This window comes from Bacillus sp. N447-1 (assembly GCF_022701035.1).
Lineage (GTDB): Bacteria > Bacillota > Bacilli > Bacillales > Bacillaceae_G > Bacillus_A > Bacillus_A cereus.
This window is the reverse complement of the sequence record NZ_CP065509.1, coordinates 126,257-147,057: the sequence shown is the minus strand read 5'-3', so window position 1 is coordinate 147,057 and position 20,801 is coordinate 126,257. Positions and strand designations below refer to the sequence as shown.

The following is a 20,801-nucleotide window of genomic DNA, read 5'->3' as shown; positions in this document are numbered from 1 at the left end:
TAAAACTTCAAAGCAACAAATAAGCAATCGGCGTAATAATAAGCAACGTTAAAATCGTTCTCTGCACATATAAAATAATGAGTTCAGATACTTTTAACGGAATATCTGTTGATAATATACAAGGAATGGAAGCGGAGAAAAACAAAATAGATGATACGGAAACAACTGCAATAACAAACTTTGTCACGAGTGGTGCACTTACTACTAATAATGACGGTAAAAACATTTCTGCAATGCCAACTGATGCGGCTTTAGCAGCTAAGTCTGCTTCTGGTAATTGTAATAGCCATGTAAACGGATAGAAAATATAACTAATCCAATCAAATGTTGGCGTGAACTTCGCTAAGACGATACCAATTAATCCTACTGACATAATGGATGGTAAAATTCCCATTGTCATAATAAATCCGTCTTTTAAATTCATTGCAATATTTTTCATAATGCTCGGTGCAGACTTTGATACTTCTAACGCATCTTCCCAAGCACGTTCTAACATTTTCTCTTTATAAACAGGCTCTGGGAACCCTTCTTCTGTTACATATGTATCTGGTTTTCTACTAAGGGGCGGGATTCTTACGGTGATAGCAGTCACGATGAATGTTACAACAAGTGTAGTCCAAAAATAAACATTCCATAAATGCATAATATCTAATGTTTTTGCGATGATGATCATAAATGTAGCGGATACTGTAGAAAATCCTGTAGCGATAATCGCCGCTTCTTTTGTCGTATACTTTCCTTCTTTATACACGCGATTCGTAATAAGGAGAGCAAGCGAATAACTTCCAACGAAGGACGCAACTGCATCAATCGCCGATCTCCCCGGCGTATTCCATAATGGCCTCATAATTGGACGACAAAATGTACCGATAAATTCAAGTAATCCATATCCGACTAATAACGCTAAAAACGCCGAGCCAATTGGAACGAGCAAACTTACTGATATGACTAGCTTCTCATATAAAAACGGTCCAACATCTGGCGCAAAGAACCAAGCTGGTCCTACTTTTAAACAATATAATATGCCAAAAACAACGCCAACTACTTTTAAAATAGAAAAACAAATGTCTACGATAGATGCATTCCATTTCTTCGTATAAAATGGATAAATCGCACCAATCGCCATAACAAATAATGCATAATAAGGTACTACGCCAGGAACCGAAGCCCTAATCCACGATACGATATGATCAATCATAATAGACGATGCACCATTTATCGTAACAGGAACGAAAAACATAAACACCCCAACGAGACTAGCAAGTATAAACCGAAGAATAATCCCCTTCTCTCGCCCTGTCTTAATTACATTACTCTTTAATTCAATTTCACTCAAAATTCGACACCTCCTATTATCTAAATATTCTGTATAATAATGTTGTATTCCTTCTTTCCATTTCTACTATTTAATCATATGAAAAAGCCTATTTTAAAATAGGCTTTTCTATTACCTCTCATAATCATCCACAAGCACTTGAATGATACGATAAGATTCTTCTGCTACTTTTTCATTACTATCCCTATTCGTATCATATGTAATTAACGCCTTCCAAAGTGCCCATCCTCTCGCTCTATTCCACGTTTCTTCATCCATGCGTAATACTTCTTTAAATACATTTCTACTATTTTCATCAAAAAACGTCCAAGCCATCGCTGCATCACAAGCAGGATCTCCTACACCTAAAATACCAAAATCAATTACAGCACAAAGTTTTCCATCTTTAACGAGTAAATTCCCCGGTGCTACATCTCCATGAATCCAAACTGGCTTACGGTCCCATATTGAACTAAGTGCTACATTCCAAAGGTGCTTTAATAATGCCTCGTCAAAAACATCCTTATTATTTTCAATAGCAACTCTCGCCTCTTCATCATATACAGATATAAGTCCGCCTCGGTAAAAATTATGTGTTCCAGCTAAAGGTCCGTTACTCGCATTAATAGATTGCAATTCTACTAAAAAAGATCCTAAGTCCGCCGCAAATTCATTTAAATCCCGAACGTTTTGTTTCGTAACTGTTTCTCCCTCTATCCACTTATTAATAGACCAAGGCAATGGATACGCTTCAGACGGATTTCCTTTCGCAAGTGGGGTAGAAATCGGTAAAGAAAGCCCCTTATTTAATATAGGAAGCCAACTATTTTCTTTCTCTACTTGCGGTGCATATGCCACATCACTTGGCAATCTTACACTCATCTCATCCCCTAAGTGAAACGTCCTATTATCATGCCCACTAAACTTTACAGGTTTCACTTCTAAATGGGCCCATTCAGGAAACTGTTCCTGTATTAACTTTTCAACTAAACTTACGTTAATTGGATGCATTCACATTCTCCTTTTCTTTTGAAACTTACTAAGCCCATCCGTACTTCCAACATATTCAAAACTATTTTTCTTATAAAAATCATTCAACGTACGATTATGCCCCACGCAATCTAACTTCAAATACTCTTTATCACATTGCACATTCTCTTCTACCCACCGTAAAATCCATTCTCCTATTCCATTTCCCTTATACTTCCGTTTCACCGCAAATCTATGAATATATAATGAATTAGAAACTTCCTCTTTACCAAAAATATGTTCATCCCATTCATTTTGTTTAGGAGAAACTGTAACCGTACCAACTATTTCAGCTTCTTTCAGAACAACATATGTATATTTCTCTCTTATACATTCTAGTATTTCAGCCGTAGCTTCCTCTCCTAAAAGATACTGCCACTGATCCACTTCTTTATATTGTAGCCATTGTGCTACCTCTTTTAATAAAAGGATAATACTATCACTTTCATTTTCAGTAGCAATTCGAATTGCATATTCTTTACTTATATTTCTCTCCATATTGCCTTTCCCCTTTCAAATTGCTACCATACTGACAAACGAGTCCTTCCATCATTTTCATCTGTAATATATTCTACATAAAATCCTTGATTCACTGCGTTTTCATACATTAATTCAATCGATTTTTGATCTTTCGCATAAATTTGTATGTATTGAGCATCCACCGCTAATACAACTACCTCACACTTGCTTTCCTTAAACTCTTCGTATGTTTCAATATCTATCGCTATTTCTCCTTTAGGATATGCTTTTAAATCTGCAAAAATAAGATAATATATGTTGTCTTTAACTAACTTTTTCAACGCTAACCCTTCCACTACACTTGGTTCTTCTGGAAATAATGCCTCATCCAATTCACCACGTGCTATTAAGTAGGACTCCTCATCCCTCACTCGCCAATCAAATACAGTAATATCAATTGGCTTTAATACTTTCCAAAGTAAATTATCATATCCATCTAGAATATCTACTGTAATCCCTCTTTTCATATGTCTGCTCCTAGCTTATTTATTTTTGTTCTATACATTATATATGAAATGTAATTACTATATTGTGTCGATACATAAGTACATCATAAAAAAACCGCTCCACTACTAGCGAAACGGTTTCCTTCTACTTACATTTACATATCTTATTCAATCGTTGCACTGCGTTTTAAAATAACTTCTAATATATTCACCACATCAGTCATTCTTAATGCTCACTTCGACTTTACAAAGTAATATAAAAACCATACTGCATGATTTTGTTCATCCGCAGCTATTCTCCGTAACAACTCTTTCAAATGTACATCCGATGTCTCATCTGAAATTTCCAAATAAAAATCTACTGTTTTTTGTTCATCTTGTATAGCGAACTCTAATCCTTGTAAATACGTATTTGGGCAGTCTTCAGTAATTTGTGGTTTTGGCTGCCTACCAGTTAAGTTCATATAAATTTGTACAAAGTTGTGGAAATGCTTTATTTCATCATTACGAATTTCAAGAATTTGTTTTTGTTCTACTTGATTTGGAGCCATATTCGCTAATTTTGCATAGCAGCTTATAGCGCTATACTCTCCATTTATAGCTTTTTCAATATCACTAATTAACTTATCATTCTGCCTATACCAATCATAATAATTCGAATTATACATCATATCCCCCCATACTTTCGCTTAACATTTTATGCATTTAGAAATAGTAGGAGCCTGTGTATATAACGGGACGGCTTTAGATTGAAAGAAAAGTTTGAGAAAAGGGTCTATTTTGTAAAGGAATTGCTTATTCATAAAGTGAAACTATAATCAGTGGGGATTTTACTACACGGCAAATAGCGGATAAAATATCACTATTTTTTTGTACGCTGTTGCTATAAATTCGCGAATGAATCAGGTTTCCAACCAGATGTGGTGTTGAGATGCGAAGCTATTATGAATCCAGTCATATAACTAGGAGGTACCACTATGCCATCTTTATTTAAAACTATGGCCTTCCAGCTGAAAACCGAAAGACTTGAGCTTAGTATGTGGGAGGAATCCGATTCCGTTTGGCTGAGCAAATTAATTGGCGAACGTGGCGTGGACATTCCAGCCGTTGATTCCGTTCGTAACCGGCTTATTGAGATGCGCAAGAAGGCAGACGAAAATGGTATTTCCCTTCTCACTATTCGAAGGAGAGACGAAGGCGATTTCATTGGGTACTGTGGCTTAATTATCGGTCGTTCCACACTTGAAGAGCCGGAGATTGCATACGAGTTGTTCCGCAGCGCTCATGGTAAAGGTTATGCGACTGAGGCCGCATCTGTTGTACTGGACGCGGCGATTGCTACTGGGCGCCAAAGACTTTGGTCGACTGTAGGTGCTTGGAATATCGCTTCCCTCCGGGTACTAGAAAAGATAGGATTTAAGCGACATCACAGTACGTGGGATGATGAACGTGGTGAGATTGTTTGGAACGTACGCGATCTTTAAAGATTTCGCCTTAATTCTAAACACTACACTTTTCAACAATCAGGCATTTACATTGAGAAAAAATCACAAACAAGCCGTTTCACTAATTAGTGAAACGGCTTGTTTTTAAGCGTTCAATTCTGTTTTATGCCCTTTTACTACACTACGTTTGAGTGCAGTTGCTAATATAGTAACCATACTTACTATACCAATCCAAACGAGTACAGTAACAGGTGTATTCCAGCTTAACCCTTTTCCGAAGAAGAAGATTTCTCTTAGGCCTTCAATCATAAATTTCATTGGTAACCATGAGTAAACCCAGTCTTGATAAAACGGAGACAACATCTCAGGTGCTAATGATAATAACGGTGCCCCGAAGAATAGTAATAAAGCGAATAAACCGATTCCTTTTAACCCAACTAATGATAGTACTGCAGATATCATTAAGAAGAAACTAAAAGAAGTAATGGATAAGAATAGAGCTGTATCCGTGAAGTTCGAAATATTTAACCCTACCATCCCATCTGCAATCCATGTAAGACCAAACCCAATTACAAGTGTCGCAATAGCTCCTGTTACGATTTGTTTTACTTTTAACAGAAAGTTTTCTTTTCTTGAGCTTACTGGCATTTTACTAATCGCAATAAAAATAATCGCTGCACTAGCTAAACTTGCAATCCATAACGGCTGGAATAATGATATTGGTGAGTTACCGTTCGCACTATTTTTGCCGACCTCATTCACATTTTTCACGTTCTTTACAATAGGTGTTACTAATTTCTCAGCTTGATTTGTTGTTACAGTAGCTCCTTTTGCTTTCAACCCTTCTAATATTTGTGTACGAACAGTATTGTTCATATTATCAACAATCGCCTGTAATATTTGCCCTGCCATAGTTGATGCAGCCGTATTCATTCCTTGATTAATATATATTTCTATCTCAGGTGAAGATGGCTGTGGTGTTCGTAACGACGCTTGTTTTGCGCTAAATTCTTTCGGGATGACTAATGCCGCGTAATACTCTTTATTGTTTAATCCCTTTTGAACGGCTTCTTTATTTTTTACTTCTACCCACTTCACTGCGGGTTCTTCCTCTGATTTCGCTGTTTTTTTCATGTTATCAACGATCGTTTGCCCCATATTCATTTTCGGTTGATTTGGAATTTCTACACCTTGATCCTCATTTACAATTGCAATTGGCAAGTTTTTCGGCTGCGGTTGAACAGTTGGAAATAGCGTTAATGAAAAAATAAAAACCACAAGTAGTGCAATAACTGGTGATAAAAATAAAAGTTTATTTTTAAACATTTTCTTTTCTCCTCCCTTAATTTGATCTATAATAACCAACAACGTGTTGTTTATTTATATTTTGAATTATATGTTCGAGTTGAACCTTATACAATAATCAAAAATCGTGAATGTGTTGGTTATAAGACACATTTTCCAAATGTGTTGAGTAAAATTAAGGAGGGATATGCTTTGCGCGATAATAATTTAGATTTGCGTGTTGTTCGTACGAAAACTGCCATACGAAATGCATTGGTGGAGCTAATTGAAGAAAAAGGTTTTGACGCCATTACAGTGAAAGATATTACAACGAAAGCAAACATTAATCGCGGTACTTTCTATGCGCACTATCAAGATAAATTTGATTTAATGACAAAATGCCAAGAAGACATTATGTACGAGTTTTCTAGCATTGCTAAACAGAAATTCCCGGAAGTTATTGCTGACCTTGGATCAAATCCTTCTCCAACAATGCCATTTATACTTATCACTTCTATTCTTGAATTTCTAAATGAAAATAGTGATTTTATGAGAGCTGTACTAAGTCCGAAAGGAGATTTATCTTTCCAAACAAAACTGAAAGACTTTATGTGGAAAACATTATTTGAAGATACGAATGGTCCTCTCATTAATAAGGAGAATTTACTTGTTCCAAGCGAATATTTAACTTCTTATATGGCATCTGCACATATAGGTGTCATCCAACAATGGTTAAATAATGGACAAAAAGAAACACCTGAGGAGATTGCTCGCTTTTTATCAACAATCGCAGTTCATGGACCTTTTTATGCTGCTGGCTTAAAGAAATAAGCCCGCTTGCTTAGTAATTTCTATTATTTTATTAATAACTTGAAATTTATGTTTCTGTAAAAAAAGCTGTTGAAAGGACTCTCCTTCAACAGCTTCTACATTATTAACGATATAAACGAACTGCACCTGCAGAATTATCATCTGCTTGTCCAACTACTTCAAATTTCAATCCAAATTTCGGTAATTTACGTCCTGCATCTGGGATTAAATCATTTATATACAATTTAGAGTCATCAAACTTCGTTACACCTGGTAATCCTTTGTAATCATATGTTCCGCGTGTTGGAGATACCACTTTCCATGCTGGCGTTTGGTTAAGGGAGAACGCAGCATCTGCGATTTGGAATCGTGTACTATTTTTAACAGTTGGTTTGCCGTTTAGTGTTCCAACAATTGCCTCTGGGTGAGAGTCAACAACTCCTAAGAAACCTTCACCTGGATGTAAACCAACCCAATTATCTGTAAAGCTAGAGTCTGCATACCATACTAGCAGACCTGTATTATATGGTACACCACTGCTATATTTTAACGCTTGATCAGCACCAGCATAGTTTCTCCACTCTAAATAGTAGTTATGCTTCTTCTTATCAAAACCGTCTGCTACAACAAAACCATTTAATTTAAATTTCGTTTCGCCTTCTGCATCATCAGAGAACACAACATTTCCATCTACAGTTAATGTAGCATTATCAAAAGTAAAACCGGTCGGCGCTAAACCACCATCTGTAATGTATTCGAATACTAATTTTACTTTTTGACCTTTAAATTTGCTTAAGTCATAAGACTTATCTACCCATTTACCATCTGTTGTGTCTAGACCATTTTTCACATTTTTTTCACCAATTCGATCCACTAACGTTTTCGTACCATCTTCTTTCACTGCATGTACTTCAAGGAAGTCATAATCCGTTTCAATTTCATACATTGATTTATAATCAAACCTCGCATTTGTTGCATTTGTTAAATCAAACACTGGCGTTTCTAATGTTGTATGAAGGTTATCACCTTTTGTACTATAGTAGTACTTCTTACCGAATGCAGGCTGAATACCTTTCACCTCTTTATCTGGTAAGTTAACACGAATCAGACCAGGACGATTTGATTTCGTTACACTTTGATCTAAATACGTCGCATAGCCAATACCACGATTTAATTTATTATAGTCAACCTCTACAATATTGGCCCAGTTTCCACCTATGTTCTTTTGAAAGAACTCTTTGTTTTGCGGAGAGAAACTCGGTGGCGTTGTTCCTGCAATTTTACCAGCCCAGCTACCGCCACTCATAACAGACCAGGAGTTAATTGGCTCACCTGCTCCTGTGTACTTCGTATCATACTCATCTGGAAGACCTAAATCATGACCAAATTCATGTGCGAATACACCAACCGCTCCGTCTTCTGGCTCAATTGTGTAGTCGTATGCTGCCATCTTACCGCCCCAGTTATCAACTTTTGCTTTTGTTCCTTCAATTGGATATGGTGTTCCAAGGTGCCAACGATGTGACCAAATTGCATCATCACCTAGTCTACCACCGCCCCCATCTTGCCCAACTCCAGCGTGAATGACCATTAAGTGATCAATCAGACCATCTGGTTCATTTTTATTGCCATCACCATTATTGTCATATTGATCGTATTCGTCAAATTCAGATAAATCAATACCACTTTCTACAGCCGCATTTAATGCCTCTTTTACAAAATCACGAGGTCCTTTTGGTCCCATATTATCATGACCGCCATCTCCTGCATCTGCGCCATAATCTGCCGCATTACCAGGAACTGTCAACCACTTTGTTACTGTGCCATCTACTGTATAACTACCACCAGATTGCTCTTCATAATATTGTTTAAATGTTGGTACTTTTGAACCATCAAAGAGTGTAAATGGCTCATTACCAAATAACATTTTTTGATAATGTTCTGGATTAAAATCATTTGAATACATATAACCTGGTACTTGATCAATATTGTTATGCTTAAAGTCCGCAAACTCTACTAGCAATACGAGAACTTTATCTTTACGAACATCACCGTTATATTGTTTTTGCTTCGCTGAAGTAGTTGGTACTTGGCCGTTTAATCCCCCTTTAACCGGCTCTTGTCCCGCTACTGGACCACTAGCAGGTTGATCTGCTTTTTCTTTCTCATCTGCTTTTGCATCTTTAACTTTTTTCAAAAAGTCAGCCGCTTCTCTCGTAACACTATCCCCCGCTGCTGGTTCTTTTCCCGCATTTTCTCCTTTTTTCTTCTCTACGTATTTTTCAACAGCTTTTAATGTGTCTTCTTTCGACGTAGATTCATTAATTACACCGCGTTTCTTGAGCGCATCTGCTAAACGCTCCTCTTGAATTAAATTTTCATCAATCGGACTTAAAGTTCCACCATTAGACGGCGTTGCCGCATAAACAGATTGACCCCCATACCCAAATGTGCAACTAAGCACAGCTGCCGCCGCAAGCGTAGACAGCACTTTAAAAGGTTTTTTCTTCATCCCTATTCCTCCCCAATATTAAATACGATACAACGTTTATATATTACGGAAAATTCAGAAAATTATCAATGCATTGTCTGAATTTGTAATATTTTTGAAAAAATCCTTTGTTTTAGATGAACATACATTCTGATTCATCAATATTTCAGAAAATATTGATGAAAGTTGATAAAACTATTAAAATCATAAAGAAATCGTCCACTATATTTAGTGGACGATTTCTTTATTTATCTAAAATACAACTACAACACTTCAATATATCCTTCTGTTCCATGTACCCGAATCCGTTGCCCGTCTTTTATTAGTTTCGTAGCGTTCTCTACTCCAACAACTGCTGGCAGGCCATACTCACGTGCAATCACTGCTCCGTGCGTCATAAGCCCGCCGACTTCAGTGACTAACCCTTTTATAGAAACAAACAAAGGTGTCCACCCAGGATCGGTAAATGCCGTAACTAATATATCTCCATCTTCCAAATTCGCGTCTTCCATGTTTAAAATAACGCGTGCTCTCCCCTCAACCACTCCAGAAGAAACAGGCAAACCTACAATTGCTTCAGCCGGGAGATTTTCGCGTTTGTACTTACCTGTAATGATTTCTCCATCAGACGTGATAACACGCGGAGGTGTTAGTTTTTCATATAATTTGTACGCATTTTTTTGTTTATGAATAATCTTGTAATCTAGTTTATTTGTGCGGACGACTTCGTGAAGTTCTTCAAAAGTTAGATAGTATATATCTTCTATTTCATCCAGAACATTATTTTGCACAAGTTTCTCTGCTTCTTTCAGTAATGCCTGCTTATATATGAAATAACGATGAATCATGCCGTATTTCGGATATTCACGATAACCGATGAAATTGCGGAGGTTACAAATCATTCTCTTCGTCTCTTCTACTTTTTGTTCCCCATCCGGCAAGTGCTGCAATCGCTCTAACAACTCTTTTTCTTTTTTCAAAGCTTCCTGCAGCCCTTCTTCAAACTTCCGCTTACTAGCACCATATTCAAAGTCTCTTATATGATTTAAAATCATCGGTATAATTGTAGCTGGCTGTTCACTCCAGCGCGTTTTCGTAATGTCGATTTCTCCGCTGCATCTCATTCCATATTTATTTAGAAAAGCATCGATTGCATCCCGAACTTTTTCCCCGCCTTTAAACTGAATTAATTCATCTAAAAAGCTGTCATCTTCTACATGCTGTAAATACGCAATGACTTCCGGATACGGCCGAATCACATCTGCCACATCCAATAACGCTAGCCCCATTTCTGACGTAATATTATGTTGTACAGATTGTGAAAGTACATCTGCTGCATTCTTTTCCCCTAGCCATTGTTCTATTTTTTCATTGATCCATGATAAAGCATTCATACCTGCCATAATTACAGCCATACTTTGCGGATCAAATAATATTTTCTTTAATTGCTGGATATCTTCTAAAATAAAACTAAGTACATCTGATCCTGATTTCATTTGAATGTTTTGTTTTAACCCTTCGATCGATGCTTCACTATTCTTTATTAAATCCGTAACGATTGCTGGATCATTTTCGATTTGTGGTTGTGAGCCTGCAGGCGGCATTCTCTTACTATTTTCTTTTTCATCATCCGGTAACAATTTGATAAAATTATCTCGCTCTATTACAGTCATTAATGCATCTTTAATAAGCGGCTCCGACTCACCTATTGTATTTAATAAAAACTCCCTACTTGCAGGTGAAGCCAATCTTTGTGCAACATCAACAAACAACCTTCCCCCAGCTTGAAACCTTGGTCCGAAAGATGTTAACTGAAATAAAGACATTCCTAATGGCTTCAAAGGATCAGTCATCATTTGCTGGTGACCGACCGATACATATACGTGATTTTCCCCATCATTTACTTCTGGAATTGGATATAAAGTCGTAATCGGCCTACTTTGGACTATATAAAATGTATCATCAACTAAGCACCATTCAATATCTTGCGGACAACCAAAATAAGCTTCGATTTGTCTTCCGATGCGTGCTAGTTGTAAAATTTGTTGTTCAGTAAGTGTTTGAACTTTTTGCTGATTAGGAGAAATTTTCTTTCTCTCTGTTCCGCCTTCTTTTCGTCCATAGATGGCTAATTTTTTCGTTGCGATGACCTTTTCGACGATTTCGTCTTCTTTTACCTTATAATTATCGGCAGAAACCAATCCAGATACTAGCGCCTCGCCAAGTCCAAAGCTGGCATCGATTGACAACACCTTCCTATTCGAAGTAATCGGATCCGCAGTAAATAAAATCCCTGAAGCCTCAGGGAAAACCATTTTTTGAATGACAACACATATAGAAACTTGATTATGATCAAAACCGTTTTGCATTCGGTATATAACCGCCCGATCTGTAAACAAAGAAGCCCAGCATTTTTTAATATGCTGCAAAATGTTTTCTTTTCCAATAACATTTAAATACGTATCTTGTTGACCAGCAAACGAGGCATACGGTAAATCTTCAGCAGTAGCACTCGAACGCACTGCATATGCATGTTCATCGCCAAAGTGCGAGAGATAATGAGCTACTGATTCCACTACATCAACTGGAATTTCCACCGCCATAATGACTTCTCTAATCTTCTTACTAATTTCACCAATTCGATCTCGTTCCTCAATTTTTAGCATTGCTAATTGATTCAATAAAGTTTGAAACGCTCCATTTTTTCCGATGGCCTGTTCATACCCTACCGTTGTAACACAAAACCCTTCTGGCACTTGTATCCCTTGAATATTGGATAACTCCCCTAAATTCAATCCTTTTCCACCAACGAGAAAAAGCTGCGTTTTTTCTATTTCCTGAAAATCGAGAACGAAAGAACTCATTTGGCACCTCTCCTTACTATTCATGTGTTCTTGATTGTAACAGTAGTAAATGAGAAGAAACAGTCTATTTCGAACGTAAATTACATGATATAATTAAGTTAGGAAGTGATCATCACTTCTATTTCCCCTCTAATTCACTTCAATTACATTACCAAACTTAAACATTCTTTTATTATGAAAAACAATCATTAGACATAATGGATTTCTATCGACATTTGTTATGTGTTTTTATATAAATATATATTGTAATATCTTTATAAATCTTTTATTAAGCCATAAATTCGCCTCAAAAAATAGTAGAATCTGTGACTTTAAAAGCAATATTTTTGTTTGCACTTTATATAAATTGATATGAATCCTCTTAATTCTAGGACTAAATTATTGTTTTTTAATCCCGCATTAATTCTTTTCTCAAATTCGCCAAAATGAATTTTCAAGATTAGGGAACTATAATGTCGTATTAAAATATATTAAGGGGGAGAAAAATTGGACAATGAAATGAATTATGGAAGTGATTACAAGTTTATTCCAGCAACTTCAATTGAAAGTGGTCACGGCATCGAAGTATTGCCTGATTTATTTTGTTACACGATTCAAATCGTCAATATATGCTTTGTTGGAAATCCTAAGACCAATGATTTTGTTTTAGTTGATGCTGGAATGCCTAAATGTGCAAATGAAATTATCTCTATCGCTGAGGATCGATTTGGTACCAATAGTCGCCCAAAAGCAATTATTTTAACTCACGGCCATTTTGATCATGTTGGGGGAATAATTGAACTCATCAAGCATTGGGATGTTCACGTCTATGCACATCAAATGGAGATACCGTTCCTGACTGGACAACAAAGCTATCCAGAACCAGACCCTACAGTTGAAGGTGGTATGGTAGCGAAAATGTCTCCTCTGTTCCCAAACGAACCAATTGACTTAGGAAATAACGTAAAAGCGCTACCTACCGATGGAACTGTTCCCCATATGCCAGAGTTTAGATGGATTCATACACCAGGACATACTCCAGGGCATATTTCATTATTCCGAGAAAAAGACCGAACTTTAATCGCTGGGGACGCTTTTGTTACAGTGAAACAGGAGTATCTATATAAAGTAATAACTCAAGAACAGGAAATAAGCGGTCCGCCTCGTTATTTAACAACAGACTGGAAAGCCGCTAAAGAGTCAGTTCTTAAGCTAGAAAAGTTAAAGCCTCTAACCGCCGTTACTGGACACGGGATACCGATGTCGGGTGAATTGCTATCAACAAGCCTCAAAACACTCGTTCAAGAATTTGATAAAATTGCTGTACCTGATTACGGAAAATATATAGATAAAAAGATGCATTAAACGCGGGAATACTTTGTTTATTTTTATATTAACGAATCAGAATATGATACAAAATCAAAACACCAAAAAATATTAAGTTTAATATGAAAAAAACTGTACTTAGGCAACCTCTCTATTATAAGAATGGAACTATCCTTTGTGAATAAAGCTCGATATTCCGCAAATACTATCCATAGTATAAGCCTGCTTCTTACCCAGGTTGTACCTCTTACCATTAAAGGGTGATTAAAACGGGTTACGCTATATAAAAGCATAATCCGTTTTTAATGAAATATTGTATTCCATATACATTTAAACAATGGAGGAAAATAATGAAACATATTGTTGCCTTATTAATTAAGTACACAGCGATAACTGCAGTATTGCTAATCATGCTCAGTATCTTTCAAGGCATTTCAATTCCTAAAGTATTATTAATTTCTCTTTTCCTTACGGGAACTGCCTATTTAATCGGAGATCTCTTCATTTTACCTAAATACGGAAATGCGATTGCTACAATGGCAGATTTCGGTTTAAGCTTCTTTGGAATTTGGTTATTAACATCCTTGTTTACTAATTTAGATGCTACTCATAATATTGGATTTTCTTCATTTTTAGCTGCTTTAATTATTGGCGGAATAGAAGTTTTCTTCCACATTTATATGCAGAAGTTAGTACTGCGTAATGACAATGAATTAAGAGAACATAATCATATTCCCCATGATAAATACGCTATGGAGATATCAGATGAATATATGGATTCTTCCACAATAAATAAGTCCAAGCTTGAGGATACACCTAAAAAATAAAAAAGTGGCCAACGCCACTTTTTTATTTTTGTTTATTACGCTTGGTCAGAATTTCTTACATGTAATGGAGGTGGAACTACCCATCCCTTTTTCTTACTTAAACGTAGCAGAGTTACACCTGCCTGCGCTTTTTTCATATGAAATTGTCCGAATAGCATACCTACATCTTCTCGAAGGCATTTTCCCATTACTTGACTACATGTCACAAGTCCAGCTGCTAATCCTGTAGAAACAGCTGCAGCAATTTCAACATCATTAATACGTGCTCCAGGAGGAATGTCTTCGATAGATGCAACTGGTCGTTCTGGAGGAGCAGGCGGTAAAGCGACCCCATTAATCTTTAAAAGAGCTTTTAATTCTTCTATTTCCGAATTCATATCATTTTCAATTAAGCCTTCTAAAAACTTCTTCAAATCTTCATCACCTGTGTGATTCATAAACACTTGATGGCTTGCAATTGCACCCTGTGCAGCAAGAAGATAACTCCAAATGTCAAATACTTCTCCGTAATGTAAAGGTTCATTTTGAGGATTTCCACTTAATATACCCATTTTTAAATTCCTACCTTTCGAAAATATCATAATAAATATTGATTTCAATATTGAAATCAAATTTTTAAGTATGCTTTTTCCTGCAAAAGATTTTCTACTATGCATGGAAAACACCTTTCCAACACTGCGTGTTTATTGTTTAGGAAAGTAGTTTACAAATTAAATACTCAAAGATTATGAAAGAAGATTATCAATAATCTTTGAGTGAGAATCTGTTTAATATAAGGTTTTTTATTTTTATGAATACACAAAAGAAATTGATTTACATATTTGCTATATTTTAAGCCAATTTACTTAGCGGTTAGCTCTACCACCAAGTTGTTGTTCTGCCATTGCTACTAAACGTTTTGTAATTTCACCACCAACAGATCCGTTTGAACGAGCTGTTGTATCTGCACCAAGTTGTACACCAAACTCTTGTGCAATTTCATATTTCATTTGATCAAGAGCTTGTTCAGCGCCTCGAACTAATACTTCATTACGACTTCCACTATTATTTTTTCCCATATTGTTTCACCTCCGATGTTTTTAATATGCTACAAATTATGAAATAATAATTATCCTTTTATGGAAATTAGATTATGAATAAAAATTGATTTTTTCTTAAAGTAGGGCAAAACATATAAGAAAGAATAACTGATATAACATACTTTCATAACAACACTATGTATACTTTCTAATTCCCTTCAGTAAACAAAAGAAAGATTTCTATTTCACCAAGAGATTAAATAAAATTATGTTTTGAGACATAATCCAAAAGGAGATATGAGATGAAAGCTGTAACCTATCAAGGACCAAACCAAGTACAGGTTAAACAAGTGGATGATGCAAAATTAGAGAAAAAAGATGATATTATTGTAAAAATTACTTCAACCGCTATTTGCGGTTCTGATTTACATTTATATCAAGGCAACATGCCCTTACCTCAAGGATACATTATCGGCCATGAACCAATGGGAATCGTTGAAGAAGTCGGGCCAGATGTCACTAAAGTGAAAAAAGGCGATCGTGTTGTCATCCCATTCAACGTTTCTTGTGGACATTGTTTCTATTGCCAACATGAAATGGAAAGTCAATGTGATAACTCAAACCCTCATTACGATTCTGGTGGATACTTTGGTTATACAGAGAAATTTGGTAATCATCCGGGCGGACAAGCAGAATATTTAAAAGTTCCTTTTGGAAATTTCACTCCATTTGTTATACCGGAATCATGCGAACTTGAAGATGAATCCCTACTATTTCTATCAGATGTTTTACCAACAGCCTATTGGAGTGTAATAAACGCAGGCGTTAAGCCAGGTGATACTGTTATCGTCCTTGGTTGTGGACCTGTTGGATTAATGACACAAAAATTCGCTTGGATGCAAGGTGCTAAACGTGTAATTGCAGTGGATTACTTAGATTATCGGATGAATTATGCAAAAAAGATTAACAATGTTGAGGTATTTGAGTTTACAAAATTCCCCGATATGGGAGAACATTTAAAGGAAATTACACGTGGCGGTGCTGATGTAGTTATTGATTGTGTGGGGATGGATGGAAAAAAATCGCCTCTAGAATTTCTGGAACAAAAATTAAAATTACAAGGTGGAACTCTCGGTCCTATTCAAATCGCTACGAAAGCCGTAAGAAAATATGGAACGGTTCAAATGACCGGCGTTTATGGTGGCAATTATAACGCCTTTCCACTCGGTGCATTTTGGGTTAGAAATATTAATCTTAAAATGGGACAAGCACCTGTCATTCATTTTATGCCGGAACTATTTGAAAAAATAACAAATAAAGAATTTGATCCAAAAGAGATTATTACACACAAAATTCCCCTTGAAGAAGCGAGTTATGGTTATCAGATTTTTAATAATCGTGAAGACGACTGTATAAAAGTCATTCTGAAGCCTTAAAGCTACAATTCATTATTCTTAATAAAAAGATAAGATTACATTTCGTAATCTTATCTTTTTATTAAATGCTAAGTATCTATCCCTATTTTCATCTCACATCTAAAATAGTTATTTTCAAAAACTTTGCATTTTGAGGTAATAAATAATTGGTAAAAACATGAATTAAAGTATTAAGTAACCAAATAGCGGACACGATAACAATGTTAACTAACTTAAAAGAGGTGTACTTCATGTTTTATTATAAAGAAGAACTGATTAATATTATCAAGCCGGACAAGCCAGATCCAGCTGCCGCAAAAGTTTTACAAGAAATATTAGGTGGGCATTATGGCGAAATGCGTACAATGATGCAATACTTCTTCCAAAGCTCAAATTTTAGAGGGAAAGAGAAGCAATATCGTGATTTACTTCGAGGTGTTTTTTTAGAAGAAATAAGCCATGTAGAACTTGTACAACATACAATTAATCAACTATTAACTGGATCTGGTGAACCTACACCAGGAAATGCAGGTGTTGACACAGCACCACTTGATGAAGCGGTTAAACATGCCAATCCTCATCACTTTATTGTAGGTGCTCAAAGTTCATTGCCCGTTGATGCAGCTGGCAACCCATGGAATGGATCTTGGGTATATAGCCATGGGAATTTAATTAGCGATTTATTAGATAACGTAGTACTTGAATCTACAGGTGTACTTCAAAAAACTAGAATTTATGAAATGAGTTCCAATCAAACTTTTAGAGAAACACTTGCATTTTTAATTGTACGTGATAATGCACATCAAAATGCTTTCGCAAAGGCTTTAGAGACATTGGGTGTTGAATGGGGGAAACTCTTCCCTGTGCCGAACTATGATATTAATAAATACCCAGAGTGCAGAAAGTATGTAGACATGGGATTCCATAACGCACAATTTAATTTTAGCTTAGATCCAACAAGAATGGGAGAAATATTCCAAGGTGAATCACCAAGTAGAAACAAAGGAACATTAGCAGTAACGGACCCGCCAAAAGGTTTTCCTGTACCAGAACTTCCTGAAATGCCAAATGAGCATAGTCCCGGATTAAAAGATATGGATCTTTAAGATCATTATGGCCAACTATTGATTCATGGTTGGTCATAGTTATTTATAAAGATTCATGTAAACTTGTTGTTAACATGATAAGATGTTTTAATAAATCCTCTTTATTTAAAAGTGATGTTGATTATATTGCTGCTCCTCTTAATTTTGTTTCTATGAACTATTAAACGCCACTGTTACTTACTTATAATCTCCCTACCTCTATTCACATATAAAATCCCTATATTGTAAACAAAGAGGAGGGACTTGTCCCCCCTCTTCTTTTAATTTTTCTTTAAAAGAGTTGCTCCTGCAATCCCTGGGTGTGTCATTTCGAATGGATCTAGAATTAACTCTAAGTCCTCTTGTGACAATACACCATTTTTCACACAAAGTTCTCGAACAGATTGCCCTGTCGCGATTGCTTCTTTCGCAACGCGAGCTGCTGCTTCATAACCGATATGAGGGTTCACGGCTGTAATAATTCCTACACTTTTCTCAACATACTCTTTTAAGCGATCTTCATTCGCTTCAATTCCTTTTAAGCAATTATCTGTAAAGGCACGGAAACCGTTATTCATAATGCTAATCGATTGCAGTAAGTTGAAAACAAGTACTGGTTCCATCACGTTTAATTCTAATTGCCCTGCTTCTGAAGCAAGGCAAATTGTATGATCATTACCTATTACTTGGAACGCAATTTGATTAATAACTTCTGGCATAACAGGGTTTACTTTCCCTGGCATAATAGATGAACCTGGTTGACGAGCTGGTAACATAATTTCTGCTAAACCAACACGTGGACCTGATGCCATTAAGCGAAGGTCATTCGCAATTTTAGACATATTCATCATACATACTTTCAGTGCTGCAGATACTTCAGTATAAGCATCCGTATTTTGCGTGGCATCTACTAAATCTTCTGCACCAACAAGCGGTAATTCACTGATTGCAGCTAAATGTTTTACAACTGCTTCAATGTATTCTGGATCTGCATTTAAGCCTGTACCAACTGCAGTTGCCCCCATATTTACTTCATATAAATGTTGACGCGATTGTTGAATTCGTTTCATATCACGTTCAAGTACGCGAGAGTATGCTTTAAATTCTTGTCCAAGACGGATTGGCACCGCATCTTGTAAATGTGTACGACCCATTTTAATAACATGGTCAAACTGTTCTGCTTTTAATTCAAATACATCATGCATATAACCCATCGTTTGTAATAAGCCTTCTAATGCATTTAACGTTGCGATATGAATCGCCGTTGGGAATGCATCGTTTGTTGATTGCGCCATGTTTACATGACTATTTGGACTAATATAATGATAGTCTCCCTTTTCCATCCCTAATAATTCAAGCGCACGATTGGCAATGACTTCATTTGCATTCATGTTCATTGAAGTACCCGCTCCGCCTTGGATTGGATCTACGATGAAATGATCATGCCATTTTCCATCAAGAATTTCTTGAGCAGCTTCTGCGATCGCGCCGCCCTTGTTCAATTCCAATCTTCCTACATCTGTATTCGCAAGCGCTGCTGCTTTTTTTACAATTGCGAACGCTCTAATTAAACTTTCATGAATTTTATACCCTGTAATCGGGAAATTTTCAACAGCGCGTAAAGTCTGAATTCCGTAATATGCCTCAATAGGTAATTCCTTTCCTCCCAAAAAATCATTCTCCACTCGCACGTTCTTGTTTGTCATTGCCATTTTAATTTCTCCCCCATATTAAATGTAAAACCTAAATAAATCATATGAAGTCATTACCAATCCTTATCAGATTTTATTGTTAAATCGTAGGCTAAAGGCTCTTCAATAATTTTTTTAATCTCTTCTAATTTATTAGTTTTCCCAAGCGCCCACATCAATTTTGCTATGATGGCTTCCGTATTCATATCTCCAGACAATATTACTTGATGTTGCGCCACTTTCCGTCCTACTTCATAGAGAAGTATGTCTTCTCCTTCTTCCAGGCATTGAGTAGTAATCACTACAGCAATCCCCATTTCAGTCAACTCTTGAATTTTCGAAAGCAAGTTCCTTCCTTCAAAAGGTAATCCACCGTTTCCAAAACTTTCAATAATAATCCCTTTATACAAATCTTTTAAACAATCAAATACCTCAGGCTTTGTACCTGGATACAATTTCATAAGAAAAACATCCGTACATAAATTAGTATTTATTGAAAGTTCACTATGTGAGGAAGTCGGCTTCCAATGATATTTCACTTCATCTTCATTTACCTCAGCAACATATGGATAATTCACACTTTCAAATGCATCATAACTTTTTGTTCGCATTTTAACTGCTCTCGTCCCAATAATCACCCTACTATCAAAAACAATAAACACACCGCCAACATCCTCACAGGCAAACCTAAGAGCATCAGCTACATTTTTCTTTGCGTCTGTCTTTTTAAAACTAATAGGTACTTGTGAACCTGTTAAAACAACTGGTTTTCTTAAACCTTGCAGCATATAAGATAACGCAGAAGATGTATAAGCTAACGTATCCGTTCCATGTGTAATCACAAACCCGTCATAGTCATCATAGTGATTAAAAACAGCATTAGCTATTTCTTTCCAGTGCTCAGGTTGCATATTGGTACTATCAATATTCATTAAGATTTTGCAATCTATTTCTAAGTTTCGAGAAGACTTCGAAAAATAATTCAATAATTCCTCAGCGGACAATCCTGGAACAAGCCCCTCATTCCCCTCCACAGATGCAATTGTCCCACCAGTTGCAAGTAATAAAATTTTCTTCATACACAACCCCTCCATAAAATAAACAACGATATATCGTTCGCGTAATGCGTATTTATATTTATCATTATAGAACTTAATTTGAATTAATCAAGATTTTGTATTCAATACGCGTACTTTTTTCTATTCTTGATTCTTTTTCTATGTTATAATTAATTTAATAAAATTAGATGGGGTATG

Annotated in this window: 18 protein-coding genes; 6 read left to right on the top strand and 12 right to left on the bottom strand. The window is 36.1% G+C overall.

Annotation, left to right across the window (positions count from 1 at the left end):
• Nucleotides 1-7: 7 nt before the first annotated feature.
• The 5 genes from IQ781_RS00630 to IQ781_RS00610 form a co-directional block, all read right to left on the bottom strand.
• Nucleotides 8-1,336: a YjiH family protein gene (locus tag IQ781_RS00630; RefSeq protein ID WP_001289418.1), complete on the bottom strand. Its 1,329-nt coding sequence runs from the start codon at nucleotides 1,334-1,336 to the stop codon at nucleotides 8-10.
• Nucleotides 1,337-1,447: 111 nt separating this feature from the next.
• Entirely contained in the window at nucleotides 1,448-2,326 is an 879-nt protein-coding gene (locus tag IQ781_RS00625) for an aminoglycoside phosphotransferase family protein (protein WP_063220501.1), read from the bottom strand.
• Nucleotides 2,327-2,842 carry a GNAT family N-acetyltransferase gene (locus IQ781_RS00620; protein WP_000440749.1) on the bottom strand — a complete coding sequence of 172 codons (516 nt, stop codon included), beginning with the start codon at nucleotides 2,840-2,842 and terminating at the stop codon, nucleotides 2,327-2,329.
• A gap of 23 nt (nucleotides 2,843-2,865) precedes the next feature.
• Nucleotides 2,866-3,330 carry a DUF2691 family protein gene (locus tag IQ781_RS00615; protein WP_000820201.1) on the bottom strand — a complete coding sequence of 155 codons (465 nt, stop codon included), beginning with the start codon at nucleotides 3,328-3,330 and terminating at the stop codon, nucleotides 2,866-2,868.
• A 212-nt stretch (nucleotides 3,331-3,542) separates the two neighbouring features.
• On the bottom strand, nucleotides 3,543-3,977 hold the full coding sequence (locus IQ781_RS00610) for a ferritin-like domain-containing protein (protein ID WP_000282829.1): 435 nt from the start codon (nucleotides 3,975-3,977) through the stop codon (nucleotides 3,543-3,545).
• Between the two features lie 309 nt (nucleotides 3,978-4,286).
• On the opposite strand from IQ781_RS00610, the gene IQ781_RS00605 reads away from it, so the two are divergent.
• Nucleotides 4,287-4,793 (top strand): GNAT family N-acetyltransferase, encoded by a 507-nt coding sequence (locus IQ781_RS00605; protein ID WP_001139523.1) that lies wholly within the window; start codon nucleotides 4,287-4,289, stop codon nucleotides 4,791-4,793.
• A gap of 105 nt (nucleotides 4,794-4,898) precedes the next feature.
• Here IQ781_RS00605 and IQ781_RS00600 read toward each other — a convergent pair whose 3' ends face one another.
• On the bottom strand, nucleotides 4,899-6,080 hold the full coding sequence (locus IQ781_RS00600; RefSeq protein WP_000475844.1) for a YhgE/Pip domain-containing protein: 1,182 nt from the start codon (nucleotides 6,078-6,080) through the stop codon (nucleotides 4,899-4,901).
• A 171-nt stretch (nucleotides 6,081-6,251) separates the two neighbouring features.
• Here IQ781_RS00600 and IQ781_RS00595 point away from each other — a divergent pair, with 171 nt between their 5' ends.
• Nucleotides 6,252-6,869, top strand: a complete 618-nt coding sequence (locus IQ781_RS00595; protein ID WP_001205505.1) for a TetR/AcrR family transcriptional regulator — start codon at nucleotides 6,252-6,254, stop codon at nucleotides 6,867-6,869.
• A 103-nt stretch (nucleotides 6,870-6,972) separates the two neighbouring features.
• Here IQ781_RS00595 and IQ781_RS00590 read toward each other — a convergent pair whose 3' ends face one another.
• Together IQ781_RS00590 and ppsA are read right to left on the bottom strand one after the other, a co-directional pair.
• Nucleotides 6,973-9,360: an immune inhibitor A domain-containing protein gene (locus tag IQ781_RS00590; protein WP_000728991.1), complete on the bottom strand. Its 2,388-nt coding sequence runs from the start codon at nucleotides 9,358-9,360 to the stop codon at nucleotides 6,973-6,975.
• A gap of 242 nt (nucleotides 9,361-9,602) precedes the next feature.
• Nucleotides 9,603-12,203: a phosphoenolpyruvate synthase gene (gene ppsA / locus IQ781_RS00585; protein WP_139847093.1), complete on the bottom strand. Its 2,601-nt coding sequence runs from the start codon at nucleotides 12,201-12,203 to the stop codon at nucleotides 9,603-9,605.
• Between the two features lie 486 nt (nucleotides 12,204-12,689).
• Between ppsA and IQ781_RS00580 the strand changes: the two genes are divergently transcribed.
• Nucleotides 12,690-13,547, top strand: a complete 858-nt coding sequence (locus IQ781_RS00580; protein ID WP_139847094.1) for an MBL fold metallo-hydrolase — start codon at nucleotides 12,690-12,692, stop codon at nucleotides 13,545-13,547.
• A 311-nt stretch (nucleotides 13,548-13,858) separates the two neighbouring features.
• Entirely contained in the window at nucleotides 13,859-14,335 is a 477-nt protein-coding gene (locus IQ781_RS00575) for a YndM family protein (RefSeq protein ID WP_063220499.1), read from the top strand.
• Nucleotides 14,336-14,370: 35 nt separating this feature from the next.
• Here the strand turns inward: IQ781_RS00575 and IQ781_RS00570 are convergent, their stop codons facing one another.
• Together IQ781_RS00570 and sasP are read right to left on the bottom strand one after the other, a co-directional pair.
• The gene (locus IQ781_RS00570) at nucleotides 14,371-14,886 is read right to left on the bottom strand and encodes a DUF3231 family protein (RefSeq protein ID WP_001986359.1); all 516 of its coding nucleotides are present in this window, start codon (nucleotides 14,884-14,886) and stop codon (nucleotides 14,371-14,373) included.
• 294 nt (nucleotides 14,887-15,180) lie between these two features.
• Nucleotides 15,181-15,393 (bottom strand): small acid-soluble spore protein, SasP family, encoded by a 213-nt coding sequence (gene sasP, locus IQ781_RS00565; protein ID WP_000517671.1) that lies wholly within the window; start codon nucleotides 15,391-15,393, stop codon nucleotides 15,181-15,183.
• A 263-nt stretch (nucleotides 15,394-15,656) separates the two neighbouring features.
• On the opposite strand from sasP, the gene IQ781_RS00560 reads away from it, so the two are divergent.
• The gene (locus IQ781_RS00560) at nucleotides 15,657-16,790 is read left to right on the top strand and encodes a zinc-dependent alcohol dehydrogenase (RefSeq protein WP_000649086.1); all 1,134 of its coding nucleotides are present in this window, start codon (nucleotides 15,657-15,659) and stop codon (nucleotides 16,788-16,790) included.
• A gap of 230 nt (nucleotides 16,791-17,020) precedes the next feature.
• Nucleotides 17,021-17,875 (top strand): manganese catalase family protein, encoded by an 855-nt coding sequence (locus tag IQ781_RS00555; RefSeq protein WP_000500358.1) that lies wholly within the window; start codon nucleotides 17,021-17,023, stop codon nucleotides 17,873-17,875.
• Between the two features lie 260 nt (nucleotides 17,876-18,135).
• Here IQ781_RS00555 and aspA read toward each other — a convergent pair whose 3' ends face one another.
• Together aspA and ansA are read right to left on the bottom strand one after the other, a co-directional pair.
• Nucleotides 18,136-19,566 (bottom strand): aspartate ammonia-lyase, encoded by a 1,431-nt coding sequence (aspA, locus tag IQ781_RS00550; protein ID WP_001251924.1) that lies wholly within the window; start codon nucleotides 19,564-19,566, stop codon nucleotides 18,136-18,138.
• A gap of 53 nt (nucleotides 19,567-19,619) precedes the next feature.
• The gene (gene ansA, locus IQ781_RS00545; protein WP_000722302.1) at nucleotides 19,620-20,624 is read right to left on the bottom strand and encodes an asparaginase; all 1,005 of its coding nucleotides are present in this window, start codon (nucleotides 20,622-20,624) and stop codon (nucleotides 19,620-19,622) included.
• Nucleotides 20,625-20,801 lie beyond the last annotated feature (177 nt).